This is a genomic window from Paracoccus sp. pheM1 (genome assembly GCF_018499825.1).
GTDB classification, from domain to species: Bacteria; Pseudomonadota; Alphaproteobacteria; order Rhodobacterales; family Rhodobacteraceae; genus Paracoccus; species Paracoccus versutus.
Genome location: NZ_JAGXCX010000001.1, coordinates 330,773 through 355,296, shown reverse-complemented (window position 1 = coordinate 355,296; position 24,524 = coordinate 330,773). Strand labels below are relative to the sequence as shown.

24 protein-coding genes are annotated in these 24,524 nt (G+C 64.9%); all 24 read right to left on the bottom strand.

The annotated features are described in order from the left end of the window. Positions 1–64 precede the first annotated feature (64 nt). Positions 65–313 carry a 30S ribosomal protein S17 gene (rpsQ, locus tag KF941_RS01850; protein ID WP_036754166.1) on the bottom strand — a complete coding sequence of 83 codons (249 nt, stop codon included), beginning with the start codon at positions 311–313 and terminating at the stop codon, positions 65–67. A gap of 12 nt (positions 314–325) precedes the next feature. Beyond that, positions 326–532 carry a 50S ribosomal protein L29 gene (rpmC, locus tag KF941_RS01845; protein ID WP_036754163.1) on the bottom strand — a complete coding sequence of 69 codons (207 nt, stop codon included), beginning with the start codon at positions 530–532 and terminating at the stop codon, positions 326–328. Positions 533–724: 192 nt separating this feature from the next. Next, positions 725–1,138 carry a 50S ribosomal protein L16 gene (gene rplP / locus KF941_RS01840; protein ID WP_036754161.1) on the bottom strand — a complete coding sequence of 138 codons (414 nt, stop codon included), beginning with the start codon at positions 1,136–1,138 and terminating at the stop codon, positions 725–727. Between the two features lie 12 nt (positions 1,139–1,150). Further along, positions 1,151–1,873 (bottom strand): 30S ribosomal protein S3, encoded by a 723-nt coding sequence (gene rpsC, locus KF941_RS01835; RefSeq protein WP_036754157.1) that lies wholly within the window; start codon positions 1,871–1,873, stop codon positions 1,151–1,153. Next, positions 1,873–2,268, bottom strand: a complete 396-nt coding sequence (rplV, locus tag KF941_RS01830; RefSeq protein WP_024844055.1) for a 50S ribosomal protein L22 — start codon at positions 2,266–2,268, stop codon at positions 1,873–1,875. Before rplV ends, rpsC begins: the two co-directional genes overlap by 1 nt. A gap of 5 nt (positions 2,269–2,273) precedes the next feature. Continuing rightward, positions 2,274–2,552: a 30S ribosomal protein S19 gene (gene rpsS, locus KF941_RS01825; RefSeq protein WP_010400236.1), complete on the bottom strand. Its 279-nt coding sequence runs from the start codon at positions 2,550–2,552 to the stop codon at positions 2,274–2,276. A 3-nt stretch (positions 2,553–2,555) separates the two neighbouring features. After that, positions 2,556–3,392 carry a 50S ribosomal protein L2 gene (gene rplB / locus KF941_RS01820; protein ID WP_036754154.1) on the bottom strand — a complete coding sequence of 279 codons (837 nt, stop codon included), beginning with the start codon at positions 3,390–3,392 and terminating at the stop codon, positions 2,556–2,558. A 95-nt stretch (positions 3,393–3,487) separates the two neighbouring features. After that, entirely contained in the window at positions 3,488–3,784 is a 297-nt protein-coding gene (locus tag KF941_RS01815; RefSeq protein ID WP_024844053.1) for a 50S ribosomal protein L23, read from the bottom strand. Further along, entirely contained in the window at positions 3,781–4,401 is a 621-nt protein-coding gene (gene rplD, locus KF941_RS01810; protein ID WP_036754151.1) for a 50S ribosomal protein L4, read from the bottom strand. Before rplD ends, KF941_RS01815 begins: the two co-directional genes overlap by 4 nt. Beyond that, positions 4,401–5,138 carry a 50S ribosomal protein L3 gene (gene rplC / locus KF941_RS01805; protein WP_214272411.1) on the bottom strand — a complete coding sequence of 246 codons (738 nt, stop codon included), beginning with the start codon at positions 5,136–5,138 and terminating at the stop codon, positions 4,401–4,403. The genes rplD and rplC overlap by 1 nt, the downstream gene beginning before the upstream one ends. A gap of 10 nt (positions 5,139–5,148) precedes the next feature. Further along, complete coding sequence (rpsJ, locus tag KF941_RS01800; RefSeq protein ID WP_010400227.1) at positions 5,149–5,457, bottom strand: 30S ribosomal protein S10; 309 nt, start codon at positions 5,455–5,457, stop codon at positions 5,149–5,151. 1,060 nt (positions 5,458–6,517) lie between these two features. Further along, positions 6,518–7,693, bottom strand: coding sequence for an elongation factor Tu (gene tuf / locus KF941_RS01795; RefSeq protein WP_036754146.1), 1,176 nt, complete (start codon positions 7,691–7,693; stop codon positions 6,518–6,520). An 86-nt stretch (positions 7,694–7,779) separates the two neighbouring features. Then, positions 7,780–9,903, bottom strand: a complete 2,124-nt coding sequence (fusA, locus tag KF941_RS01790) for an elongation factor G (RefSeq protein WP_072464173.1) — start codon at positions 9,901–9,903, stop codon at positions 7,780–7,782. An 18-nt stretch (positions 9,904–9,921) separates the two neighbouring features. Continuing rightward, positions 9,922–10,392: a 30S ribosomal protein S7 gene (gene rpsG, locus KF941_RS01785; protein WP_036754140.1), complete on the bottom strand. Its 471-nt coding sequence runs from the start codon at positions 10,390–10,392 to the stop codon at positions 9,922–9,924. Positions 10,393–10,404: 12 nt separating this feature from the next. Next, positions 10,405–10,776, bottom strand: coding sequence for a 30S ribosomal protein S12 (gene rpsL / locus KF941_RS01780; protein WP_010399029.1), 372 nt, complete (start codon positions 10,774–10,776; stop codon positions 10,405–10,407). A 256-nt stretch (positions 10,777–11,032) separates the two neighbouring features. Continuing rightward, on the bottom strand, positions 11,033–11,854 hold the full coding sequence (locus KF941_RS01775) for a putative rhamnosyl transferase (RefSeq protein ID WP_214272410.1): 822 nt from the start codon (positions 11,852–11,854) through the stop codon (positions 11,033–11,035). Further along, positions 11,854–12,795 carry a DMT family transporter gene (locus KF941_RS01770; RefSeq protein WP_083539324.1) on the bottom strand — a complete coding sequence of 314 codons (942 nt, stop codon included), beginning with the start codon at positions 12,793–12,795 and terminating at the stop codon, positions 11,854–11,856. Before KF941_RS01770 ends, KF941_RS01775 begins: the two co-directional genes overlap by 1 nt. A gap of 161 nt (positions 12,796–12,956) precedes the next feature. Beyond that, positions 12,957–13,232, bottom strand: coding sequence for a hypothetical protein (locus tag KF941_RS01765; protein WP_114536197.1), 276 nt, complete (start codon positions 13,230–13,232; stop codon positions 12,957–12,959). A 233-nt stretch (positions 13,233–13,465) separates the two neighbouring features. Beyond that, positions 13,466–17,674, bottom strand: coding sequence for a DNA-directed RNA polymerase subunit beta' (gene rpoC, locus KF941_RS01760; RefSeq protein ID WP_036754126.1), 4,209 nt, complete (start codon positions 17,672–17,674; stop codon positions 13,466–13,468). Between the two features lie 79 nt (positions 17,675–17,753). After that, complete coding sequence (gene rpoB, locus KF941_RS01755) at positions 17,754–21,902, bottom strand: DNA-directed RNA polymerase subunit beta (RefSeq protein ID WP_214272409.1); 4,149 nt, start codon at positions 21,900–21,902, stop codon at positions 17,754–17,756. Between the two features lie 239 nt (positions 21,903–22,141). Next, positions 22,142–22,519, bottom strand: a complete 378-nt coding sequence (rplL, locus tag KF941_RS01750) for a 50S ribosomal protein L7/L12 (protein WP_036754120.1) — start codon at positions 22,517–22,519, stop codon at positions 22,142–22,144. Positions 22,520–22,586: 67 nt separating this feature from the next. Continuing rightward, positions 22,587–23,102 (bottom strand): 50S ribosomal protein L10, encoded by a 516-nt coding sequence (rplJ, locus tag KF941_RS01745; RefSeq protein ID WP_036754117.1) that lies wholly within the window; start codon positions 23,100–23,102, stop codon positions 22,587–22,589. Between the two features lie 258 nt (positions 23,103–23,360). Continuing rightward, positions 23,361–24,059: a 50S ribosomal protein L1 gene (gene rplA / locus KF941_RS01740; protein ID WP_036754114.1), complete on the bottom strand. Its 699-nt coding sequence runs from the start codon at positions 24,057–24,059 to the stop codon at positions 23,361–23,363. A gap of 3 nt (positions 24,060–24,062) precedes the next feature. After that, positions 24,063–24,515 (bottom strand): 50S ribosomal protein L11, encoded by a 453-nt coding sequence (rplK, locus tag KF941_RS01735; protein WP_036754111.1) that lies wholly within the window; start codon positions 24,513–24,515, stop codon positions 24,063–24,065. Positions 24,516–24,524 lie beyond the last annotated feature (9 nt).

The window sequence follows — 24,524 nt, the reverse complement described above, 5'->3', positions numbered from 1 at the left end:
GACCTTTGGGGACCGGCACGACCTTGATCATGGGCCGGCCCCAGGGTATCGATTAAACTGGGCCTCAGGCCGAAACCTCGGTGGCTTCGGTCAGCACGGTCCAGCGCTTGGTCTTCGAGATCGGCGCGCATTCGACGATGCGAACGATGTCACCCACCTTGAACTGGTTCTGCGCGTCATGCGCGCGGTATTTCTTGGACGAACGCACGGTCTTGTGCAGCAGCGGATGCTTGAAGCGACGCTCGACCAGAACGGTGACGGTCTGTTCGTTCTTGTCGCTGACGACCTTGCCTTGCAGGATGCGTTTGGGCATGGACCGGGCTCCTTAGTTCGACGCCGCGGCTTCAGCCGCTTTCTGGTTCAGAATGGTTTTCACACGGGCCACGTCGCGGCGGACGGAGCGCATGCGGGCGGTCGATTCGAGCTGGCCGGTGGCCTGCTGGAAGCGCAGGTTGAACGCTTCCTTCTTCAGCGCGAGCAGCTGTTCCTTCAGCTGGTCGGGCGTCTTGTCTTTCAGTTCCTGCGCTTTCATGCGCCTTTTCCTTTCAACATCACCGGCGAGCCCCTGCCATGCAGGGCCACCCTGATTCCGGTGGAGTTTCATGATGAAGGCCTGCCCATACAGGCTCGGCCGGATTTTGGCAACCCCGATTGTCCCGAGGAGGCCGGAAATGCAGCGCCCCGCCACTGTCGCGGCGGGGCGCAATCTGGAAGCGGTGGCGAATTACCAGTCTTCGCGCGCGACGATGCGGGTCAGCACCGGCAGCTTCTGCGCGCCCAGGCGCAGCGCCTCGCGGGCGATGACGTCGTTCACCCCGTCGATCTCGAACATGATCCGGCCGGGATGGACGCGGGCGGCCCAGTAATCCACCGAACCCTTGCCTTTACCCATCCGCACTTCGGTCGGCTTCGAGGAAACCGGCACATCCGGGAAAATCCGGATCCAGACCCGGCCCTGACGCTTCATGTGGCGGGTGATCGCGCGGCGGGCCGCCTCGATCTGGCGCGCGGTGACGCGCTCGGGCTCGATGGCCTTCAGCGCATAGGAGCCGAAGTTCAGGTTGAACCCGCCCTTGGCCTCACCGTGGATGCGGCCCTTGTGCTGTTTGCGGAACTTGGTCCGTTTCGGTTGCAGCATTGCTTCTTCTCCTTAGCGCGCGTCGCGGTCGCGATCACGGCGCGGGCCGCGGGGCGACGGGCCGTCCTGCGCTTCGGTCGCGCGGCGGTCGCGGGCCTGCGGATCATGCTCCATGATCTCGCCCTTGAAGATCCAGACCTTCACCCCGATGATCCCGTAGGGGGTCGAGGCTTCCGACAGCGCATAGTCGATGTCGGCGCGCAGCGTGTGCAGCGGCACCCGGCCTTCGCGATACCATTCGGTCCGGGCGATCTCGGCGCCGCCCAGGCGGCCCGACACGTTCACCCGGATGCCCAGGGCGCCCATGCGCATGGCGTTCTGCACCGCGCGCTTCATGGCGCGGCGGAACGACACCCGACGCTCGAGCTGCTGGGCGATCGACTCGGCCACCAGCTGGGCGTCCAGCTCGGGCTTGCGGACCTCGACGATGTTGAGGTGCAGTTCCGAGGCGGTGTAGTTCGCCAGCTTCTTGCGCAGGGTCTCGATGTCGGCGCCTTTCTTGCCGATGATGACACCCGGACGCGCGGCATAGATCGTCACGCGGCATTTCTTGTGCGGACGCTCGATCACCACGCGGCTGACGCCGGCCTGCTTGGCTTCCTTGTGGATGAAGTCGCGGATCTTCAGGTCTTCCAGCAGCAGATTGCCGTAATCCTTGTCATCCGCATACCAGCGGCTGTCCCAGGTGCGGTTGACCTGGAGACGCATCCCGATGGGGTTTACCTTCTGACCCATTACGCGCGCTCCCCGGCTTCGATGGCCTCGACCTGACGGACCTTGATGGTGATTTCCGAAAACGGCTTCATGATCTTGCCGTAACGACCACGGGCGCGCGGACGGCCACGCTTCATGACCAGGTTCTTGCCGACCCAGGCCTCGGCAACGATCAGGTTGTCGACGTCGAGGTTATGGTTGTTCTCGGCGTTGGCGATGGCCGACTGCAGGCATTTCTTGACATCGCCGGCGATGCGCTTGGACGAGAAGGTCAGGTCGGCCAGGGCCTTGTCCACCTTCTTGCCGCGGATCATCGCCGCAACCAGGTTCAGCTTCTGCGGCGAGGTGCGAAGCATCTTGGTCTTCGCAAACGCCTCGTTCTCCGCCACGCGGCGCGGATTTTGTTCCTTACCCATGACGCTTACTTCCTTTTCGCTTTCTTGTCGGCGGCGTGACCGTAATAGGTCCGCGTCGGCGAGTATTCACCGAACTTCTGGCCGATCATCTCTTCGGTCACCGAGACCGGGATGTGCTTCTGGCCGTTGTAGACGCCAAAGGTCAGGCCGACGAATTGCGGCAGAATGGTCGAACGACGCGACCAGATCTTGATGACGTCCGACTTGCCGGACTCGCGGGCTTTCTCGGCCTTGCGAAGCACATAAGCATCGACAAAGGGGCCCTTCCAAACAGAACGTGCCATGGATTAACGCCCCTTCTTCGCGTGACGCGACCGCAGGATATACTTGTCGGTCGATTTGTTCGTGCGGGTGCGGTTGCCCTTGGTGCCCTTGCCCCAGGGAGTAACCGGGTGACGACCGCCCGAAGTCCGGCCTTCACCACCACCATGCGGGTGGTCGATCGGGTTCATGGCCACGCCGCGCACGCTCGGGCGGATGCCCAGGTGCCGGTTGCGGCCGGCCTTGCCGAGGTTCTGGTTCGAATGGTCGGCATTCGACACGGCGCCGATGGTGGCCATGCATTCCTGGCGCACCAGGCGCAGCTCGCCCGAGGACAGGCGGATCTGGGCATAGCCGCCGTCGCGGCCGACGAACTGGGCATAGGTGCCAGCCGAGCGGGCGATCTGGCCGCCCTTGCCGGGCTTCAGCTCGACGTTGTGGACGATGGTGCCGATCGGCATGCCGCTGAAGGGCATGGCGTTGCCGGGCTTCACGTCCACCTTGGCGCCGGCCACCACCTTGTCGCCGACAGCCAGACGCTGGGGCGCGATGATATAGGCCTGCTCGCCGTCTTCATATTTGATCAGCGCGATGAAGGCGGTGCGGTTCGGGTCGTATTCGATCCGCTCGACGGTCGCCGGGACATCGAACTTGGTGCGCTTGAAATCGACGATGCGATAGAGACGCTTCGCCCCGCCGCCCTTGCGGCGCATCGTGATCCGTCCGGTGTTGTTCCGGCCGCCGTTCTTGGTCAGCCCCTCCGTGAGGGACTTGACCGGGCGCCCTTTCCAAAGCTCCGAACGGTCGATCAGAACCAGCCCACGCTGGCCAGGCGTCGTCGGCTTATACGACTTGAGTGCCATGCTTTCTGTCTTCCGTTGCTTTGGACCAAAGCTAGGTCCGTTTCAGTCAAATGGCGACGGCCCCGCTGCCGGGGCCGTCGATTCGCAGGCTTCTATCAGAGGCCGGTCGAGACGTCGATGCTGTTGCCAGCTTCCAGCGTCACATAGGCCTTCTTCACGTCCGAGCGGACGCCGGGGCGGCCGCGGAAACGCTTGGTCTTGCCCTTGGTGATGGTCGTGTTCACGGCCTTCACCTTGACGTTGAACAGGGCCTCGACGGCCTGCTTGATCGCCGGCTTGGTCGATTCCTTGGCCACCTGGAAGACATAGGCGTTCGCATCGCCCACCAGGGTGGCTTTTTCGGTGATGACCGGCTTGACGATCACGTCGTAATGTTCGGGTTTCACGCTCATTTCAGGCGAGCCTCCAGAGCTTCGACACCGGCGCGCGTCAGCACGAGCGTGTCGCGACGCAGGATGTCATAGACGTTGGCACCCATCGAGGGCAGCACATCGACGCCTTCCAGGTTGCGGGCGGCGCGGGCGAAATTCTCGTTCACCTCGGCCCCGTCGATCACCAGGACGCGCTTCCAGCCGTTTTCCTTGACCGCCTTGGCGACGGCCGCGGTCTTGGCTTCCGCGATGTTCAGGCTCTCCACCACGACCAGCTCACCCGCCGCGGCCTTGGCCGACAGCGCGTGCTTCAGGCCAAGCGCGCGAACCTTCTTGGGCAGGTCGAAGGCGTGGCTGCGCGGGGTCGGGCCCTTGTAGACGCCGCCGTGACGGAAGATCGGCGCCTTGCGGGAACCGTGGCGGGCGCCGCCGGTGCCCTTCTGGCGATAGATCTTCTTGGTCGAGTAGCTGACATCCGACTTGCCCAGCACCGAATGGGTGCCCGCCTGCGCCTTCGCACGCTGCCAGCGCACGACGCGGTGCAGCAGGTCCGCACGCGGTTCAAGCCCGAAGATGTCATCGCTCAGGTCGATGTCCCCGGCCTTGCCGGCATCGAGCGTGATAACGTCGAGTTTCATCAGTTGTCTCCTTCGGGCGCAGCGGCCTCGGCAGGGGCGGCAGCCTCGGCCTGGGCAGCTTTCGAACGGGTCGCGGCCGGGAAAACGGTGTTTTCGGCCAGCGGCTTCTTCACGGCGTCCTTGATCGTGACCCAGCCGCCCTTGGAGCCCGGAACCGAGCCCTTGACCATGATCAGGCCACGTTCGGCATCGGTCTTGACGACCTGGAGGTTCTGGGTGGTGACGCGCACGGCACCCAGGTGGCCGGCCATCTTCTTGCCCTTGAACACCTTGCCCGGATCCTGGCACTGGCCGGTCGAGCCGTGCGAGCGGTGGCTGATCGACACGCCGTGCGAGGCGCGCAGGCCGCCGAAATTGTGCCGCTTCATCGCACCGGCAAAGCCCTTGCCGATCGAGGTGCCGGCGATGTCGACATACTGGCCCTCGAAGTAGTGGTCGGCGACGATCTCCTCGCCCACCTCGACCAGGTTCTCGGCCGAGACGCGGAATTCCGCGATCTTGCGCTTGGGCGCGACATTCGCCTTGGCGAAATGGCCGCGCAGCGCGGCGGTCGTGCGCTTGGCTTTCGCCTCGCCCGCGCCGAGCTGCAGCGCCACGTAGCCGTCTTTCTCGGCGGTGCGCTGAGCGATGACCTGCACGTTGTCCACGTGCAACACGGTGACGGGCACCTGACGCCCGTCCTCCAGGAACAGCCGGGTCATGCCCAGCTTCTTGGCGATAACACCAGTCCGCAGCATGATGGCCTCCTTAAACCTTGATCTCGACATCCACGCCGGCGGCGAGGTCGAGCTTCATCAGGGCGTCAACGGTCTGCGGGGTCGGGTCGACGATGTCCAGCAGGCGCTTGTGCGTGCGGATTTCCCACTGGTCGCGGGATTTCTTGTCGATGTGCGGACCGCGCAGAACGGTGAATTTCTCGATCTTGTTGGGCAGCGGAATCGGGCCGCGGACCTGCGCGCCGGTGCGCTTGGCGGTGTTGACGATTTCCTGCGTGCTGGCATCCAGGACGCGATAATCGAACGCCTTCAACCGGATGCGGATATTCTGGCTTTGCATTCTCATCCCTCTTGCGGGGAGTTCAAGTTGAGAGGCTGACGACACACCACGCACCGCCAGCGTCGAACCGTATAAACAAGAGCAGGCCGCCTTGCGTGGCGGCCCGGCCCTGACAAGCCGATTCTTGGAAAACCGGCGATGATTGCGGGGATTTATCCGGTTCACGACCTGCGGTCAAGCTATCTTCACGCCGAACTCTGCCCTCATTGCGCGGGCTATCAAGGCGCTCTTGATCTGTCCCGGCACACGACGTGGCCATGCCGGAGAGCGCCCGCCGGTCGAAGCCATGTCGCGGGCGGGCGTCGCCATCCTGGATCCAGGAAAAGAAACACTGATGCGGCAAATGGCGCTCTACGCCGCCGCTCGGCTCCTGATCTTCGCCGAGGGATCGGCGATGCATGGGCGCCAGCTGTTGGGACGCGTCGACCAGAAGATCCTTGTCCTTCGGCGGCGCCCACAATCCCGGATGGCTTGGGCACAGTTGGAGCCGAGGTGCCGTAAGCTGGAATACGCGCCGATCATCAAGGCCTTTGCTATGCCCCTCCCCCTCAGGGCGTCCCCGTCCATCCCTACGGTATTGCCTTTTATAACAAGGATCCGCTGCTTAATACGCTGCGACGCAACGGCATCGACATTACGCCATATTGGGACGAAGAAGCCTATCGGCAGGCCATGAAGGTGGATGCTCATGCATGGTATCGGGGCGTCATGAGGCGGAGAATCATTCACCGCAAGAAGACCCTAGCGCATATCAGGACAGCATTCGATACGGCGGGCATCCCTGTTCCCTCCTGACGCTTTGCGGCACCTTCGGCAGGGCCCCTCCAAGCGCCCGGCGCGGCGTGCGCTGCTTCTTTCGTGCCCCAATATCCCGGGGTCCGGGGCAGAGCCCCGGCAGCCGCGCCCGGCAAGCAACCCCGCGGCCACCACCCCCGCGGCAAGGAAAAAGGCCGCCCCCTGCGGAGCGGCCCCTCATCGCGATATCCCTCGCGGGATCACCCGATGCTCATCACCCGATGCTCCCGGAAGGGCCGCGGCTGGAAGCCGCCGCCCCAAAGGATCACTTCAGGATCTTCGACACCACGCCGGCGCCGACCGTGCGGCCGCCCTCGCGGATGGCGAAGCGCAGCTTCTCCTCCATCGCGATCGGCGCGATCAGCTCGACCGTGAACTTCAGGTTGTCGCCCGGCATCACCATCTCGGTGCCCTCGGGAAGCTTCACCGTCCCGGTCACGTCCGTCGTGCGGAAGTAGAACTGCGGACGGTAGTTCGCGAAGAACGGCGTGTGACGGCCACCCTCTTCCTTGGTCAGGATATAGGCCTCGGCCTCGAACTCGGTATGCGGCGTCACCGAGCCGGGCTTGGCCAGAACCTGGCCGCGCTCCACCCCGTCGCGCTCCACGCCGCGCAGGAGCGCGCCGATGTTGTCGCCGGCTTCCCCGCGGTCCAGCAGCTTGCGGAACATCTCGACACCGGTGCAGGTCGTCTTCTTGGTCGGGCGGATGCCGACGATCTCAAGCTCGTCGCCCACGTTCACCGCGCCGCGCTCGACACGGCCCGTCACCACCGTGCCCCGGCCCGAGATCGAGAACACGTCCTCGATCGGCATCAGGAACGGCAGGTCCACCGCGCGCTCGGGCGTCGGGATGTATTCGTCCACGGCGGCGATCAGCGCGCGGATCGAATCCTCGCCGATCTCCTTGTCGCGGCCTTCCAGCGCCGCCAGCGCCGAGCCCTTGATGATCGGGATGTCGTCGCCGGGATAGTCGTAGGACGACAGCAGTTCGCGCACCTCCATCTCGACCAGTTCCAGCAGTTCCGCGTCGTCGACCTGGTCCACCTTGTTCAGGTACACCACCATGTAGGGGATGCCCACCTGGCGGCCCAGAAGGATGTGCTCGCGCGTCTGCGGCATCGGGCCGTCGGCCGCGTTCACCACCAGGATCGCGCCGTCCATCTGCGCCGCACCCGTGATCATGTTCTTCACGTAGTCCGCGTGGCCGGGGCAGTCCACATGCGCGTAGTGCCGGTTGGCCGATTCGTATTCCACATGCGCGGTCGAGATCGTGATCCCCCGGGCACGCTCCTCAGGAGCCCCGTCGATCTGGTCGTAGGCCTTGAATTCACCGAAATACTTCGTGATCGCAGCCGTCAGCGTCGTCTTGCCGTGGTCAACGTGACCAATCGTCCCGATGTTGACGTGCGGTTTCGTCCGTTCAAACTTTGCCTTTGCCATGGGCATGGCTCCTTATGTTGACGGTGCGTGCAGCCACGCACCCTACGGGGTTGGTAGGGTGCGCGGTTTCCCACGCACCGCCGGGATTACGCGTATTTCTTCTGGATCTCGTCCGAGATGTTCTGCGGCACGGCCTCGTAATGGTCGAACTGCATCGTGAACACCGCGCGGCCCGAGGACATCGAACGCAGGTTGTTGATATAGCCGAACATGTTGGCCAGCGGCACCATCGCGTCGATGACATTGGCATTGCCGCGGGTGTCCTGGCCGCGGACCATGCCGCGACGGCTGGTCAGGTCGCCGATGATCGAGCCGGTATATTCCTCCGGCGTGACCACTTCGACGCGCATGATCGGCTCGAGCAGCTTGGCGCCCGCCTTCTTCAGCCCTTCGCGCATGGCGGCGCGGGCGGCGATCTCGAAGGCCAGGACCGAGGAGTCGACGTCATGGAAGGCACCGTCGATCAGCGCCACCTTGAAATCGATCACCGGGAAGCCGGCCAGCGGACCCGAATCCATCACCGACTTGATGCCCTTCTCGACGCCCGGAATGTATTCCTTGGGCACGGCACCGCCGACGATCTTCGATTCGAACGAATAGCCCTCGCCCGGCTCGGTGGGCGTGATGACCAGCTTGACGCGCGCGAACTGGCCGGTACCGCCCGTCTGTTTCTTGTGCGTGTAGTCGATCTCGGCTTCGCGCGAGATGGTCTCGCGATAGGCCACCTGCGGGGCGCCGATATTCGCCTCGACCTTGAACTCGCGCTTCATGCGGTCCACCAGGATGTCGAGGTGAAGTTCGCCCATGCCCTTCATGATGGTCTGGCCCGATTCCAGGTCGGTCTCGACGCGGAAGGACGGGTCTTCGGCGGCCAGGCGCTGCAGGGCAAGGCCCATCTTTTCCTGGTCGGCCTTGGACTTCGGCTCGACGGCGATCTCGATCACCGGCTCGGGGAAGGTCATGGTTTCCAGGACCACCGGTTTCGCCGGGTCGCACAGCGTGTCGCCCGTGGTGGTTTCCTTCAGGCCCGCCAGGGCGATGATGTCGCCGGCGAAGGCTTCGTCGATCTCTTCGCGGTTGATGGCGTGCATCACCATCATCCGGCCGACGCGCTCGCGCTTGCCCTTGGTCGAGTTCAGCATCTGGTCACCCTTCTTCAGGGCGCCGGAATAGATCCGCGTGAAGGTCAGCGAGCCGACGAAGGGGTCGTTCATGATCTTGAACGCCAGCGCCGAGAACGGGTCCGAATCCGCGGCGTGACGGGCGATGTTGCGCTCTTCCGTCTCGTCGCCGGGGGCGAAGCCCATGTAGGCGGGAACGTCGGTCGGCGCCGGCAGGAAGTCCACCACCGCGTTCAGAAGCGGCTGCACGCCCTTGTTCTTGAAGGCCGAGCCGGCCATGACCGGGAAGAAGGACAGCGACAGCGTGCCCTTGCGGATCAGCTTGCGCAGCGTCGCCTCGTCGGGCTCGTTGCCTTCCAGGTAGGCTTCCATCGCCTCGTCGTCCTGTTCGACGGCGAGTTCGATCATCTTGCCGCGCCATTCCTCGGCGACGTCCTGCAGATCCTCGCGGATCGGCTGGCGAATCCAGGAGGCGCCCAGATCCTCGCCCCTCCAGACCCATTCTTCCATCTTGATCAGGTCGACGATGCCTTCCAGCTTGTCCTCGGCGCCGATCGGCAGGGCGATCGGGCAGGGGGTGCCGCCGGTGCGGTCCTTGATCATGGCGACGCATTTGAAGAAATCGGCACCGATCTTGTCCATCTTGTTGACGAAGACGATCCGCGGAACCTTGTAGCGGTCGGCCTGGCGCCACACCGTCTCGGTCTGCGGCTCGACGCCGGCGTTGCCGTCTAGCAGGCAGATCGCGCCGTCGAGCACGGCCAGCGAACGCTCGACCTCGATGGTGAAGTCGACGTGGCCGGGGGTGTCGATGATGTTGAAGCGGCAACGCTCCTTGTCATCGGGGGTGAAGTCCGCATCCTCGTGGCGCTGCCAGAAGGTGGTGGTCGCCGCCGAGGTGATGGTGATGCCGCGCTCGGCTTCCTGCTCCATCCAGTCCATGGTGGACGCACCTTCGTGCGTCTCGCCCATCTTGTGGTTCTTGCCGGTATAGAACAGGATGCGCTCGGTCGTCGTGGTCTTGCCCGCGTCGATGTGGGCCATGATCCCGAAGTTCCGGTAGCGCTCCAGCGGATATTCGCGTGCCATAAAGGGCCTTCCTTCCGGTTACCAGCGGTAGTGGCTGAACGCCTTGTTGGCGTCGGCCATCTTGTGCGTGTCCTCACGCTTCTTGACGGCGGTGCCGCGGCCGTTCACCGCGTCGGCCAGCTCGCCCGCGAGGCGCTCTTCCATGGTGTGTTCGTTGCGCTTTTTCGAAGCGTCGATCAGCCAGCGGATCGCCAGGGCCTCGCGGCGCGAGGGGCGAACCTCGACCGGAACCTGGTAGGTGGCGCCGCCGACCCGGCGCGAACGCACCTCGACCGAGGGCTTCACGTTGTCGAGCGCCTCGTGGAAGACCTCGATGGGCTCGCGCTTGAGCTTGCCCTGGACGCGGTCGAGGGCGCTGTAGACGATGCGTTCGGCAACCGATTTCTTGCCGTCGATCATCAGGTTGTTCATGAATTTGGTCAGCACGCGATCGCCATACTTGGCGTCGGGCAGGACTTCGCGCTTCTCAGCGGCGTGACGACGAGACATATGCGGATCTCCTTACTTCGGACGCTTGGCGCCGTATTTCGAACGACGCTGGCGACGGTCTTTGACGCCCTGGGTATCCAGCACACCGCGCAGGATGTGATAGCGGACACCCGGAAGGTCTTTCACCCGGCCGCCGCGGATCAGCACGACGCTGTGTTCCTGCAGGTTGTGCTTTTCGCCCGGAATGTAGGAGATGACTTCGAAACCATTGGTCAGGCGGACCTTGGCCACCTTACGCATGGCCGAGTTCGGCTTTTTCGGCGTCGTGGTATAGACGCGCGTGCATACGCCCCGCTTCTGCGGGCAGGATTGCAGATGCTGCGACTTCGAGCGCTGCACCTTGGGCTGCCGCGGTTTGCGGATCAGCTGTTGGATCGTCGGCATTCGGTTCCCCGTCTTGCTTTCGTCAATACTCGCAGCCATCGGCTGCGCCACTTCTCGACGGCGAATCACGCCTATCGTGAAACGCCACAACCCATCCTGTCCCCGAAACCGGGGAGGACGGGCTGAATTACCAGAGGATCGGGGCATTCGGCCCGGATCATGACCACAGAGGTTCTGGGCCCCGATCAGATTCCTGACGGGTGAAGGCGCGTATATGGGCAAACCGGGGGTGAGTCAACAACCCCGCCGCCGCTCTTCACCCCGGCCACAGGCGCCGCGCGCCCTCGTCCAGTCCGGGCAGGTCGATGCGGAAACGGTCGGCCAGCAAGGCGGGCATCACGGCCCCCTGCCCCTCGATCGGATAGCCCGCGCCGACCGCGCCGGAATCGTTGTCGCGGTGCAGCATCCGCGCATACATCACCTTGCCGGGCATGGTCACGCCGGGCATGGACATCGCCACCTTCCAATGCGGGAAATGCAGCGCGCAGCGCCCGGCATCGGGCGGCAGGTAGATGGTCAGCGCCGCGCTGGCATTGTGGATCATCCGCAGTTCCGCGCCGATCCCCCCTGCCCCCGCGCGCAGGACCACGCCGCGGGAATAGTCGCAGGACAGCCGGCGCCTTTGCCGCCAAAGCGGCTGCATCGCCGCGAAATCGCGGCGGGCGTCGCGGATATAGTCCACCGCCACCGCATCGTCGTCGTCATGGCGGAAATGGCCGACGACATCGGCCCCCGGCTCGACATGGGGGGCGACGGCGGCCATGCAGGCCTCCACATGCCGCTCCATCGGCGGGACCAGGGCCAGCCGCGCCTGCGGCATGATCCCGGCCAGTTCGCGCAGCCGCGACAGCCAGGGCTCGGGCAGGTCCGGCCCCGTCATCAGCACCAGGGTGAAATCCGGATCGGTCTGGGCCAGCCAGCCGGGCAGCGCGACATGCTCGAACCAGAACCAGCGCCGCGCCAGCCGCGCGGGGTCATAGAGGAACGCCCGCCGCTCCTCCAGCGACTCGTGCGCGACCTGGAAGCCGCGCCCGCCGAGATAGGAAAACCGGCACAGGCCCAGCATCTGCACCCGCATCACCCCCTCCCCTGCAACCGTCGCTCGCGCAGGATGGTATAGATGCCCGCCCCCACCACCAGCGCCGAGCCGGCCCAGGTCCACAGGTCCGGCCATTCGCCGAAGATCGCCAGCCCCAGCACCACCGCCCAGACCAGCGAGGTATAGCGGAAGGGCGCGACGACCGAGATCTCGCCCACCCGCATGGTGGCGACGGCGGTGATATAGCCCACGGTCAGGAACCCCGCGGCCATCGCCAGCAGCGCGAACTCGGCCAGGGTGGGGATGCGCCAGCTTTCCGTCCAGCCCAGCACGAAGCCCGACAGCATCACCGCCAGCGCCGCGTAAAAGGCGATGGCCGAAGAGCCGACCCCGACCGAGAAGGTCCGCGTCACCAGGTCGCGCAGCACGATCAGCAGCATCGCCGCCAGCGCCACCGCCGACCACAGGTCGAAAGCCCCGGTCCCCGGCCGCAGGATCAGCAGCACGCCCAGAAAGCCGATGCCGACCGCCAGCAGCCGCCGCCAGCCCAGCCTTTCGTGAAAGAACAGCGCCGCCGCCAGCGTCACCGCCAGCGGCAGCGCCTGCATGATCGCCGAGATGTCGGCCAGCGCCATGCGCCGCAGCGCCAGCAGGTAGAACACCGTCGAGATCACGTCGGCCACCGTGCGCAGCGCCAGCGGCCAGACGTCGCCGCGCGGCACCCGCAGCCGGACGCCGCCCTGCGCCCGCGCGATCAGCACCATGGTCAGCAGCACCATGGCGCCGCGGATGGCGATGGATTCGTAGAGCGGCAGGCTTTGCGTCACCGCCTTCATCAGCGCGTCGTTGCAGATAAAGGCCGCCATGCTGAGCATCATCAGCGCCGAGCCGCGCAGGTTGTCGGCGGCACTGGCCGAAAAGACCTGCGGCTCGGCGGGCGGCCGACCCTTTCGACCCGATGAAAGAAGCGGCGTGCGCATGGCGATTCCCGGCGGTTTTCCAATGCTTAGGAAAGCCGCAGAAAGAAAGCCATAGCCTGTCAAGCGCACCCGCAGCCGGTCGGCGGTTCCGCGGCCTTTTGGCCACGAACCGCCCTGGCACCCCGGCCGCGAGCCGCTGTCCGGCCCATGGGAAACCGCGATCAGGCGTTGCGCCTGTACCACTGCTTCTTCCAGCCCGATCGGAATATCAGATAGCCGACCAGAACCAGAACGCCGCCGATGCCGCCATTCCTCAGCGCCCAGGAGAAGTTGGAGGTCAAGGCCAGCAAGGCGTCCAGCAGCATGGCCACGCCGAAAACCACCGCAAGCCCGCCGATGATGATCGGCCACAGGCTGCGTCGCAGGTTGGCCCCGCAGCCGGCGCAAACCGTAAAACCTTCCTTAACCTCCGAGCCGCAATGCCCACACAGCTGCATGGATGTTCCTCCTCGACAATCGTTACCCTGGCGTTACCCCGGCCGGCCGAAGCCCGGAAACGCAAGGGACATCGGCAGGACGGCGGGCCGTTCACCGCAAGAAGGCGCCCAGGCAACCTTCGGCGGATAATGCCCGTGCCATGCAATCCCAGATTGCCGAAACGGAGGCAAGCCCGCCCCAGCAAAAAGGCCCGGCATCGCTGCCGGGCCTTTCCAGTTTCATCCGCGGGCGATCACTCGTCGCCGCCGACCTCGGCCGGGGTGTCTTCCGGCGCGATCAGCGCGGCGGCGGCTTCCGCCTCGGCGCGGCGCGCCTCGATCACCTCGTGGTCGCGATCGGTGGCGATGCGGCGCACGCGGGCCGTGGCCCCGCCGGTGCCGGCCGGGATCAGCCGGCCGACGATCACGTTCTCCTTGAGCCCGACCAGCTTGTCGCGCTTGCCCTGGACGGCGGCCTCGGTCAGCACGCGGGTCGTCTCCTGGAACGAGGCGGCCGAGATGAAGCTGCGGGTCTGCAGCGACGCCTTGGTGATGCCCAGCAGCACCGGCTCGCCGGTGGCCGGACGGCCGCCCTTGGCTTCGATCTTGGCGTTCTCTTCCTCGAACTCGTCGCGGTCGACATGCTCGCCCTTCAGCAGCGTGGTGTCGCCGCTGTCGAGGATCTCGATCTTTTGCAGCATCTGGCGAACGATCACCTCGATGTGCTTGTCGTTGATCTTCACGCCTTGCAGCCGGTAGACGTCCTGCACCTCGTCGATCAGGTAATCGGCCAGAGCCTCGATCCCCATGATGCGCAGGATGTCATGCGGCGCCGGGTTGCCGTCCATGATGTAGTCGCCCTTCTGCACGAAGTCGCCTTCCTGCACCGGGATGTGCTTGCCTTTCGGCACCATGTATTCGACCGGCTCCAGCGTGTCGTCGGCGGGCTGGATGGCGATGCGGCGCTTGTTCTTGTAGTCCTTGCCGAAGCGCACATAGCCGTCCAGTTCGGCGATGATCGCGTGATCCTTGGGACGACGAGCCTCGAACAGTTCCGCCACGCGGGGCAGACCCCCGGTGATGTCCTTGGTCTTGGCGCCTTCGCGCGGGATACGCGCCACCACGTCGCCGGCGCGGATCTCCTGGCCTTCTTCGACCGACAGGATCGCCTCGACCGACATCGGATAGGTGACCGGGTTGCCCTGTTCGTTGCGCACCGGCTCGCCATCCTGGTCGACGATGATGATCTCGGGCTTCAGCTCGTTGCCCTTGGGGGCCGAGCGCCAGTCCGTCACGATCTTCTGCGTCATGCCCGTCGCGTCGTCGGTCTCGTCGCGGACCGAAATGCCGCTGATGAGGTCGACATATTTCGCGATGCCCGCCTTCTCGGCGATGATCGGCAGGGTATAGGGGTCCCATTCGAACATCTTCTGGCCGCGCGCCACGGCATCGCCTTCGCGCACGAACAGTTTCGAGCCGTAGAACAGCTTGTGGCTGGCCAGCGTGTCGCCCGTCGCGCCCTTGATGTGCAGCTGCATGTTGCGGCTCATCACGATCAGCTCGCCATTGGCGTTTTCCAGCGTGCTTTCGTTCTCGAAAGCCACCGTGCCCTCTTGCGCCGCGGCGATGAAGGACTGCTGGCCGCCCTGGGCGATGCCGCCGATGTGGAAGGTCCGCATCGTCAGCTGCGTGCCCGGCTCGCCGATGGACTGGGCGGCGATGATGCCGACCGCCTCGCCGATGTTGACCAGCGTGCCGCGGGCCAGGTCGCGGCCATAGCACAGCGCGCAGACCCCGTCGTCCGATTCGCAGGTCAGGGCCGAGCGGATGCGCACGTTCTGCACGCCCGCCACCTCGATCTCGTCGGCCTTGCGCTCGTCGATCAGCTCGTTCTTGCGCACGATGACCACGTCCTCGCCCGGAACCAGCACGTCCTCGGCCGCGACGCGGCCCAGCACGCGCTCGGAAAGCGGGCTGACGACTTCGCCGTCGTTGACCGCGGCCGATGCGGTGATCGCCCGCTCGGTGCCGCAATCATGCTCGCGGATGATGCAGTCCTGCGCCACGTCCACCAGGCGGCGGGTCAGGTAGCCCGAGTTCGCCGTCTTCAACGCGGTGTCCGACAGGCCCTTGCGCGCGCCGTGGGTCGAGTTGAAGTATTCAAGAACGGTCAGGCCTTCCTTGAAGTTCGAGATGATCGGCGTCTCGATGATCTCGCCGTTCGGCTTGGCCATCAGGCCGCGCATGCCGCCCAGCTGCTTCATCTGGCTGACCGAGCCCCGCGCGCCCGAATGCGCCATCATGTAGACCGAGTTCGGCTCCAGCTCGGCGCCGTTTTCGTCCTTCTTGGTGGCCGAGATGGTCTTCATCATGGCGTCGGTGACGCGGTCGTTGCATTTCGACCAGGCATCGACGACCTTGTTGTATTTCTCGCCCTGGGTGATCAGGCCGTCCAGGTATTGCTGCTCGAACTGCTTGACCTGGTCCTGCGTCTCCTCGACCAGGTCCCATTTCGTCGGCGGCACGACCATGTCGTCCTTGCCGAAGGAAATGCCGGCGCGGAACGCCTCGCGGAAGCCCAGGCCCATGATCTGGTCGCAGAAGATCACCGATTCCTTCTGGCCGCAGTAGCGGTAGACGGTGTCGATGACGTTCTGGATGTCCTTCTTGCGCAGCAGGCGGTTGACCAGCTCGAAGGGCGCCTTGGCGTTCTTGGGCAGCAGCGCGCCCAGGCGGATGCGGCCGGGCGTGGTCTCGAAGCGCTTGATGACCTCGTTGCCGTTCTCGTCGATCTGCGGCAGGCGGGCGGTGATGCGGGCATGCAGATGCACCGCGCCCGAGGCCAGCGCGTGTTCCACTTCCTCGAGGTTGGCAAAGACCATGCCTTCGCCCTTCATGCCCTCGCGCTCCATGGTCGTGTAGTAGAGACCAAGGACCATGTCCTGCGACGGCACGATGATCGGCGCGCCGTTGGCGGGCGACAGCACGTTGTTCGTGGACATCATCAGCACGCGCGCTTCCAGCTGCGCCTCAAGCGACAGCGGGACGTGGACGGCCATCTGGTCGCCGTCGAAGTCGGCGTTGAAGGCCGAGCAGACCAGCGGGTGCAGCTGGATCGCCTTGCCTTCGATCAGGATCGGCTCGAAGGCCTGGATGCCCAGGCGGTGCAGCGTCGGCGCACGGTTCAGCAGCACCGGATGCTCGCGGATCACCTCGTCCAGGATGTCCCAGACCTCGGGACGCTCTTTCTCGACCAGCTTCTTGGCCTGCTTGACGGTGCTGGAAAGCCCCTTGGCCTCAAGCCGCGAATAGATGAAGGGCTTGAACAGCTCCAGCGCCATCTTCTTCGGCAGGCCGCATTGGTGCAGCTTCAACTCCGGCCCGGTCACGATGACCGACCGGCCCGAGAAGTCGACCCGTTTCCCCAGAAGGTTCTGGCGGAACCGGCCCTGCTTGCCCTTCAGCATGTCCGACAGCGATTTCAGCGGGCGCTTGTTGTTGCCGGTGATGACGCGGCCGCGGCGGCCGTTGTCGAACAGCGCATCGACCGATTCCTGCAGCATCCGCTTTTCGTTGCGCACGATGATGTCGGGCGCACGCAGCTCGATCAGCCGCTTCAGGCGGTTGTTGCGGTTGATCACCCGGCGATACAGGTCGTTCAGGTCGGACGTGGCAAAGCGGCCGCCGTCCAGCGGCACCAGCGGGCGCAGTTCCGGCGGGATGACCGGGATCACCGTCAGCACCATCCATTCGGGACGGTTGCCCGACTCGAGGAACGATTCAACGATCTTCAGCCGCTTGATGATCTTCTTCGGCTTCAGCTCGCCCGTCGCTTCCTTCAGCTCCTCGCGCAGCTGTTCGGCGGTGGCGGCCAGGTCGATGTTGGCCAGCATCTCGCGGATCGCCTCGGCGCCGATATTGGCGGTGAAGGCGTCGGCGCCATACTGGTCCTGCGCGTCGAGGAATTCCTCTTCGGTCAGCAGCTGGCCATAGCTCAGGTCGGTCAGGCCCGGCTCGATGACGACGTAGTTCTCGAAATACAGGATGCGCTCAAGGTCGCGCAGCGTCATGTCCAGCATCAGGCCGATGCGCGAGGGCAGCGACTTCAGGAACCAGATATGCGCGACCGGGGCGGCCAGCTCGATATGGCCCATGCGCTCGCGCCGGACCTTTTGCAGCGTCACCTCGACGCCGCATTTCTCGCAGACCAGGCCGCGATACTTCATGCGCTTGTATTTGCCGCAGAGGCATTCGTAGTCCTTGATCGGGCCAAAGATGCGCGCGCAGAACAGACCGTCACGCTCGGGCTTGAACGTGCGGTAGTTGATGGTCTCGGGCTTCTTCACCTCGCCATAGGACCAGGCGAGGATTTCCTCGGGCGAGGCCAGCGAGATCTTGATTTCGTCGAACTGCCGCGGCGCAGCCAGCGGGTTCAGGGGATTGGTGGCGAGTTCCTGGTTCATTTTCAAATCCTAATGAGGGGCGCGGGGGCGTGGCAACGGACCGGCGGGGTGCGCCCTGGCGCACCCCCGAAGCGATCCGTCACTCCTCGTCCTCCGCATCCAGGAGTTCCATGTTGAGGCCCAGACCCCGGACCTCCTTGACCAGGACGTTGAACGATTCCGGCACGCCGGCCTCGAAATTGTCCTCGCCCTTGACGATGCTCTCATAGACCTTGGTCCGGCCGGCCACGTCGTCCGACTTGACCGTCAGCATCTCTTGCAGGGTATAGGCGGCGCCATAGGCTTCCAGCGCCCAGACCTCCATCTCGCCCAGACGCTGGCCGCCGAACTGCGCCTTGCCGCCCAGCGGTTGCTGCGTGACAAGCGAGTAAGGCCCGGTCGAACGCGCGTGCATCTTGTCGTCGACAAGGTGGTGCAGCTTCAGGACGTATTTCATCCCGACGGTGACCGGGCGCGCGAACTGCTCGCCGGTGCGGCCGTCGAAGACGATGGACTGGCCCGAGGTGTCGAAGCCCGCACGGCGCAGCGCGTCGTTCACGTCCGCCTCTTTCGCGCCGTCGAAGACGGGCGTCGAGATCGGAACGCCGCCGCGCACCGCATCGGCATGCTCCAGCAGGGTCTCGTCATCCATGCCCTCGAAGGTCTCGGCATAGAAGTCGTCGCCATAGCCGTTCCGCATCGCCTCGCGCACCGGGCTCATGTCGCCGTTGCGGCGATAGTCCTGCAGCGCCTCGTCGATCTTGATGCCCAGGCCGCGCGACGCCCAACCCATGTGGGTTTCCAGGATCTGGCCCACGTTCATCCGCGAGGGCACGCCCAGCGGGTTCAGCACCAGGTCGACCGGGGTGCCGTCGGACAGGAAGGGCATGTCCTCGATCGGCACGACCTTGGAGACGACGCCCTTGTTGCCGTGACGGCCGGCCATCTTGTCGCCCGCCTGCAGCTTGCGCTTCACCGCGACGAAGACCTTGACCATCTTCATCACGCCCGGAGGCAGGTCGTCGCCCTGGCGCACCTTTTCGACCTTGTCGTCGAAACGGTTGTCCAGCGCCCGCTTCTGCGCGTCGAATTGCTGGTTCAGCGCCTCGACTTCCTTGGCGGTGTCCTCGTCGGCGACGGCAAGCTGCCACCACTGGCCCCGGCTCAGCTGGCCCAGCAGGTCCTCGTCCACCACGGCGCCGGCGCGGATGCCTTTCGGCCCCTTGACGACTTCCTTGCCCATGATCAGCGATTTCAGGCGCGCATAGATGTTGCGCTCCAGGATCGCCAGCTCGTCGTCGCGGTCGCGGGCCAGGCGCTCGACTTCCTCGCGCTCGATCTGCAGCGCGCGCTCGTCCTTGTCGACGCCGTGGCGGTTGAACACCCGGACCTCGACGATGGTGCCATAGGCCCCCGGCGGCAGACGCAGCGAGGTGTCGCGCACGTCCGACGCCTTTTCGCCGAAGATGGCGCGGAGCAGTTTCTCCTCCGGCGTCATCGGGCTTTCGCCTTTCGGGGTGATCTTGCCGACCAGGATGTCGCCCGGACCCACTTCGGCGCCGATATAGACGATGCCGGCCTCGTCGAGGTTGCGCAGCGCCTCTTCACCGACGTTCGGGATGTCGCGGGTGATCTCTTCCGGGCCCAGCTTGGTGTCGCGCGCCGCAACCTCGTATTCGTCGATATGGATCGAGGTGAACACGTCGTCGCGGTGGATCCGCTCGGAGATCAGGATCGAGTCCTCGTAGTTGTAGCCGTTCCAGGGCATGAAGGCCACGACCACGTTGCGGCCGATCGCCAGTTCGCCCTGGTCGGTCGAGGGACCGTCGGCCACGACCTGGCCCTTGACCACCCTGTCGCCTACCTTGACCAGCGGGCGCTGGTTGATGGTCGAGGACTGGTTCGAACGCTTGAACTTGCGCAGGCGATAGATGTCCACGCCCGCATCGCCCGCGCCCAGGTCCTCGGTGGCGCGGATAACGATACGCTGCGCGTCGACCTGGTCGATGATGCCGCCGCGACGGGCCATGATGGCCGCCCCGGAATCGCGCGCCACGGTCGCTTCCATGCCGGTGCCGACGAAGGGCGCCTCGGCCCGCAGCAGCGGAACCGCCTGGCGCTGCATGTTCGAGCCCATCAGCGCGCGGTTGGCGTCGTCGTTTTCAAGGAAGGGGATCAGCGCCGCGGCGACCGAAACCAGCTGTTTCGGCGACACGTCGATCAGGTCCACCGCCTCGACCGGGTTCAGCATGAAGTCGCCGGCCTGGCGGGTCGAGACCAGCTCCTGCACGAAGCGGCCTTCGCCGTCCAGCTCGGCATTGGCCTGGGCGATGGTGTGGCGCATCTCCTCGGTGGCGGACATGTAGATCACGTCATCCGTCACCTGGCCCTCGACCACCTTGCGATAGGGGGTCTCGATGAAGCCGTATTTGTTCACGCGGGCAAAGGTCGCGAGGCTGTTGATCAGGCCGATGTTCTGGCCTTCCGGCGTCTCGATCGGGCACATCCGGCCATAATGGGTCGGATGGACGTCGCGCACCTCGAAGCCGGCCCGCTCGCGGGTCAGGCCGCCCGGCCCAAGCGCCGACAGGCGCCGCTTGTGGGTGACTTCCGACAGCGGGTTGGTCTGGTCCATGAACTGCGACAGCTGCGAGGAGCCAAAGAACTCGCGCACCGCGGCCGCGGCCGGCTTGGCGTTGATCAGGTCCTGCGGCATCACCGTGTCGATCTCGACGCCCGACATGCGCTCGCGGATCGCGCGTTCCATGCGCAGCAGGCCGATGCGATACTGGTTCTCCATCAGCTCGCCGACCGAGCGCACCCGGCGGTTGCCCAGGTGGTCGATGTCGTCGATCTCGCCCTTGCCGTCGCGCAGTTCCACCAGCCCGCGGATACAGGCGATGATGTCCTCCTTGCGCAGGGTGCGCTGGGTGTCCGGCGCATCCAGGTCAAGGCGCATGTTCATCTTGACCCGGCCCACGGCGGACAGGTCATAGCGCTCGCTGTCGAAGAACAGGCTGCCGAACAGCGCCGAGGCGGCGTCGACGGTCGGCGGCTCGCCGGGACGCATGACGCGATAGATGTCCATCAGCGCGCCTTCGCGGCTCATGTTCTTGTCGGCCGCCATGGTGTTGCGGATATAGGGGCCGACGTTGACATGGTCGATGTCGAGGACCGGGATCTCCTCGATGCCGTTGTCCAGCAGCACCTTGAGCAGCCCGCCCGAAATCTCGCCGTCGCGGTCGTATTCGACGGTGATCTCGTCGCCGGCCTCGGCATAGATCAGGCCGGTCTGCTCGTTGATGATGTCCTTGGCGACGAAGCGGCCGATGATCTTTTCGAACGGCAGCAGCAGGTTCACGTCGCCCTGTTCGATCAGCTGCTTGACCAGCCGCGGCGTCACCTTGTCGCCGGCCTTGGTGATGACCTCGCCGCTCTCGGCGTTCACCAGGTCATAGGTCGGGCGGGTGCCGCGCACGCGCTCGGGGAAGAACTTCGTGACCCAGCCCGCGGCCTGCCCCTTGCCGGCGCGCTGCAGCTTGTAGTCCACGGTATTGTAGAAGGCATCCATGATGCCCTCCTGGTCCATGCCGAGCGCATAGAGCAGCGTCGTCACCGGCAGCTTCCGGCGGCGGTCGATGCGCGCAAAGACCAGGTCCTTGGCGTCGAATTCGAAGTCCAGCCACGAGCCGCGATAGGGAATGATGCGGCAGGCGAACAGCAGCTTGCCCGAGGAATGGGTCTTGCCGCGGTCATGGTCGAAGAACACGCCGGGCGAACGGTGCATCTGCGACACCACGACGCGCTCGGTCCCGTTCACGATGAACGTCCCGTTCTGCGTCATGAGCGGCATGTCGCCCATGTAGACGTCCTGTTCCTTGATGTCCTTGACCGATTTGGCGCCGGTCGCCTCGTCGACATCGAACACGATCAGACGCAGCGTCACCTTCAGCGGCGCGGCATAGGTCATGTCGCGGCTCTGGCACTCGTCCACGTCGTATTTCGGCTTTTCCAGCTCGTATTTCACGAATTCCAGCGTCGCCGTCTCGTTGAAGTCCTTGATCGGGAACACCGACTGGAAGACGCCCTGGATGCCTTCGCCGTCCTGATGGCCCTCGGCGTCGCCGGAGCGCAGGAACAGGTCATAGGAGGATTTCTGAACCTCGATCAGGTTCGGCATCTCCAGAACTTCGCGGATATTGCCATAGTAACGCCGGATGCGTTTCTGGCCGACATAAGCTTGCGCCATAGAGGGTCTTACCTTTCGTCTTTCGCTTGCAGCGGCCGTCGGGGCCCGACCGGCGCAAGGCGGCGAATGAGGGGCGGGGTTCCATTCGTGCCGCGCGTCCCACCGCGAGGCTCCCGAACCCCGAACATGCCCTGAAGGAAGGTCTGGCGGACAAACCGCCCTTCAAGACAGGTTCGGCAGGGTCCGGGAAAACCCCGGACCCTGCCCATTTCTTGCAGTCAATCGGCCGAAACGGCCAATTACTTCAGCTCGACCTTGGCGCCAGCCGCTTCGAGCTTCTTCTTCATTTCCTCGGCGTCGGCTTTCGAGGCACCCTCTTTCACCTTGCCGCCGGCTTCGACCAGATCCTTGGCTTCTTTCAGGCCCAGGCCGGTGATGCCGCGCACTTCCTTGATCACGTTGATCTTGTTGGCGCCGGCGTCCAGCAGGACGACGTCGAATTCGGTCTTTTCCTCAGCGGCTTCGGCGGGGGCGCCGGCAGCCGGACCGGCCATCATGACCGCGCCGCCAGCGGCGGGCTCGATGCCGTATTCGTCTTTCAGGATGTTTTTCAGTTCCTGGGCTTCCAGCAGGGTCAGGCCCACGATTTCTTCGGCGAGTTTCTTCAGATCAGCCATTTTTCCGTTCTTTCCATTAAGTGTTCCAACGTCGGGGTTTCAACCCCACGACGGAATGGGGATTGCCTCAGGCGGCCTCGCGCTCTTCCAGAGTCGAGAGGATGCCCGCGATGTTGCTGGCAGGTGCGCCGATCGCGCCCGCGATGTTGGAAGCAGGGGCACCGATGCAGGCCACGATCGAAGCGATAAGCTCCTCGCGCGACGGCATCTGGGCCACGGCTTTCACACCGGCAGGGTCAAGCGCCGTGTCGCCCATGGCACCGCCCAGGATCACGAACTTGTCGTTCCCCTTGGCGTATTTATCCGCGACCTTGGCGGCAGCCACCGGGTCTTCGGAAAAGGCGAGCACGGTCATACCCGTCAGATAGTCGGCGATGCTTGCGCAAGGCTTCCCATCCAGGGCGATCTTGGCGAGCCTGTTCTTGGCAACGCGAACGGACCCGCCGGCTTCGCGCATCTGCGCGCGCAGGTCCTGCATCTGGGCAACCGTCATTCCCTCGTAGCGGGCAACCACCACGACGCCAGAGGCTTCAAAGATCTGGCCGAGTTCTTCGACCACCTGTTCTTTTTGCGCTCTATCCACGGTTTCACTCCAAGTTGGGGGTTTCCCCCCGGCTCTCACTTTCCAGCCGCCCGAACAGCGACTGGAGGGTCCGTGACGGTCCCAAGATCACCCGGAGCGAGGCCCGGAAAATGGTCTTGATCCCATCTCAGGAAGGACGATTAAGCGGCCCGGATCAATGATCGCGTCCCGCACCCTCCGTCTCGGACAGGACGGGGCATCGCTGCCCCGCCATCCGCCGGCGCCCTGTTGAAGGAAGCCGGCGAAATTCCTGCCGCGTCACTGCGCGGCGGTCGAAGCCAGGTCCAGCGACACGCCCGGACCCATGGTCGAGCTGATCGAGACCTTCTTGACATAGGTGCCCTTGGCGCCCGAGGGCTTGGCCCGGTTCACCGCATCCACGAAGGCGCGGATGTTCTCGGCCAGCTTCTCGGCGTCGAACGAGGCCTTGCCGACGCCGGCATGGACCACGCCCGCCTTCTCGGCCTTGAACTGGACCTCGCCGCCCTTGGCGGCCTCGACGGCACCCTTCACGTCCATCGTCACCGTGCCGACCTTGGGGTTCGGCATCAGGTTGCGCGGGCCCAGGATCTTGCCCAGACGGCCGACCAGCGGCATCATGTCCGGGGTGGCGATGCAGCGATCGAACTCGATCTTGCCCGACTGGATCGTCTCCATCAGGTCTTCCGCACCGACGATCTCGGCGCCGGCGGCCTTCGCCTCGTCAGCCTTGGGGCCGCGGGCGAAGACGGCGACGCGCACGTCCTTGCCGGTGCCGTTGGGCAGGGTCACGACGCCGCGGACCATCTGGTCGGCATGGCGGGGATCGACGCCCAGGTTCATCGCGATCTCGACGGTCTCGTCGAATTTCGCGCTGGCGTTCTCCTTGACCAGCTTGACGGCTTCCTCGACCGCGAGGTTGGCCTTGCCGGCAAAGGCGGCGCGGGCGGCGGCTTGTTTTTTCGACAGTTTAGCCATGGCTTAGCCTTTCACCTCGATGCCGATCGAACGCGCCGAGCCCAGGATGATCTGCATCGCGGCCTCCACGTCGTTCGCGGACAGATCCTTCATCTTGGCTTCGGCGATCTCGCGGACCTGCTTGACGGTCACGGTGCCGGCGACCTGGCGGCCGGGCTTTTCCGAACCCTTGGCCCGGTTGCGCTTGCCCTGCGGCTTCAGGCCGGCGGCCTTCTTCAGCAGGAACGAGGCCGGGGGCGTCTTGGTCTCGAAGGTAAAGGACTTGTCGGCGTAATAGGTGATCACGACCGGAACAGGCGAGCCCTGCTCCATCTCCTGCGTGCGCGCGTTGAACGCCTTGCAGAATTCCATGATGTTGATGCCGCGCTGACCCAGGGCCGGGCCGACGGGCGGGGACGGGTTCGCCTGACCCGCCTTGATTTGCAGCTTGAGGCTGCCGACAACTTTCTTGGCCATCTGGCCCTC

Excerpts from the sequence above, each read along its gene's own strand:
- rpsQ (WP_036754166.1), bottom strand. The coding sequence starts at position 313 with ATGCCCAAACGCATCCTGCAAGGCAAGGTCGTCAGCGACAAGAACGAA.
- rpmC (WP_036754163.1), bottom strand. The coding sequence starts at position 532 with ATGAAAGCGCAGGAACTGAAAGACAAGACGCCCGACCAGCTGAAGGAA.
- rplP (WP_036754161.1), bottom strand. The coding sequence starts at position 1,138 with ATGCTGCAACCGAAACGGACCAAGTTCCGCAAACAGCACAAGGGCCGC.
- rpsC (WP_036754157.1), bottom strand. The coding sequence starts at position 1,873 with ATGGGTCAGAAGGTAAACCCCATCGGGATGCGTCTCCAGGTCAACCGC.
- rplV (WP_024844055.1), bottom strand. The coding sequence starts at position 2,268 with ATGGGTAAGGAACAAAATCCGCGCCGCGTGGCGGAGAACGAGGCGTTT.
- rpsS (WP_010400236.1), bottom strand. The coding sequence starts at position 2,552 with ATGGCACGTTCTGTTTGGAAGGGCCCCTTTGTCGATGCTTATGTGCTT.
- rplB (WP_036754154.1), bottom strand. The coding sequence starts at position 3,392 with ATGGCACTCAAGTCGTATAAGCCGACGACGCCTGGCCAGCGTGGGCTG.
- KF941_RS01815 (WP_024844053.1), bottom strand. The coding sequence starts at position 3,784 with ATGAGCGTGAAACCCGAACATTACGACGTGATCGTCAAGCCGGTCATC.
- rplD (WP_036754151.1), bottom strand. The coding sequence starts at position 4,401 with ATGAAACTCGACGTTATCACGCTCGATGCCGGCAAGGCCGGGGACATC.
- rplC (WP_214272411.1), bottom strand. The coding sequence starts at position 5,138 with ATGCTGCGGACTGGTGTTATCGCCAAGAAGCTGGGCATGACCCGGCTG.
- rpsJ (WP_010400227.1), bottom strand. The coding sequence starts at position 5,457 with ATGCAAAGCCAGAATATCCGCATCCGGTTGAAGGCGTTCGATTATCGC.
- tuf (WP_036754146.1), bottom strand. The coding sequence starts at position 7,693 with ATGGCAAAGGCAAAGTTTGAACGGACGAAACCGCACGTCAACATCGGG.
- fusA (WP_072464173.1), bottom strand. The coding sequence starts at position 9,903 with ATGGCACGCGAATATCCGCTGGAGCGCTACCGGAACTTCGGGATCATG.
- rpsG (WP_036754140.1), bottom strand. The coding sequence starts at position 10,392 with ATGTCTCGTCGTCACGCCGCTGAGAAGCGCGAAGTCCTGCCCGACGCC.
- rpsL (WP_010399029.1), bottom strand. The coding sequence starts at position 10,776 with ATGCCGACGATCCAACAGCTGATCCGCAAACCGCGGCAGCCCAAGGTG.
- KF941_RS01775 (WP_214272410.1), bottom strand. The coding sequence starts at position 11,854 with ATGCGGGTGCAGATGCTGGGCCTGTGCCGGTTTTCCTATCTCGGCGGG.
- KF941_RS01770 (WP_083539324.1), bottom strand. The coding sequence starts at position 12,795 with ATGCGCACGCCGCTTCTTTCATCGGGTCGAAAGGGTCGGCCGCCCGCC.
- KF941_RS01765 (WP_114536197.1), bottom strand. The coding sequence starts at position 13,232 with ATGCAGCTGTGTGGGCATTGCGGCTCGGAGGTTAAGGAAGGTTTTACG.
- rpoC (WP_036754126.1), bottom strand. The coding sequence starts at position 17,674 with ATGAACCAGGAACTCGCCACCAATCCCCTGAACCCGCTGGCTGCGCCG.
- rpoB (WP_214272409.1), bottom strand. The coding sequence starts at position 21,902 with ATGGCGCAAGCTTATGTCGGCCAGAAACGCATCCGGCGTTACTATGGC.
- rplL (WP_036754120.1), bottom strand. The coding sequence starts at position 22,519 with ATGGCTGATCTGAAGAAACTCGCCGAAGAAATCGTGGGCCTGACCCTG.
- rplA (WP_036754114.1), bottom strand. The coding sequence starts at position 24,059 with ATGGCTAAACTGTCGAAAAAACAAGCCGCCGCCCGCGCCGCCTTTGCC.
- rplK (WP_036754111.1), bottom strand. The coding sequence starts at position 24,515 with ATGGCCAAGAAAGTTGTCGGCAGCCTCAAGCTGCAAATCAAGGCGGGT.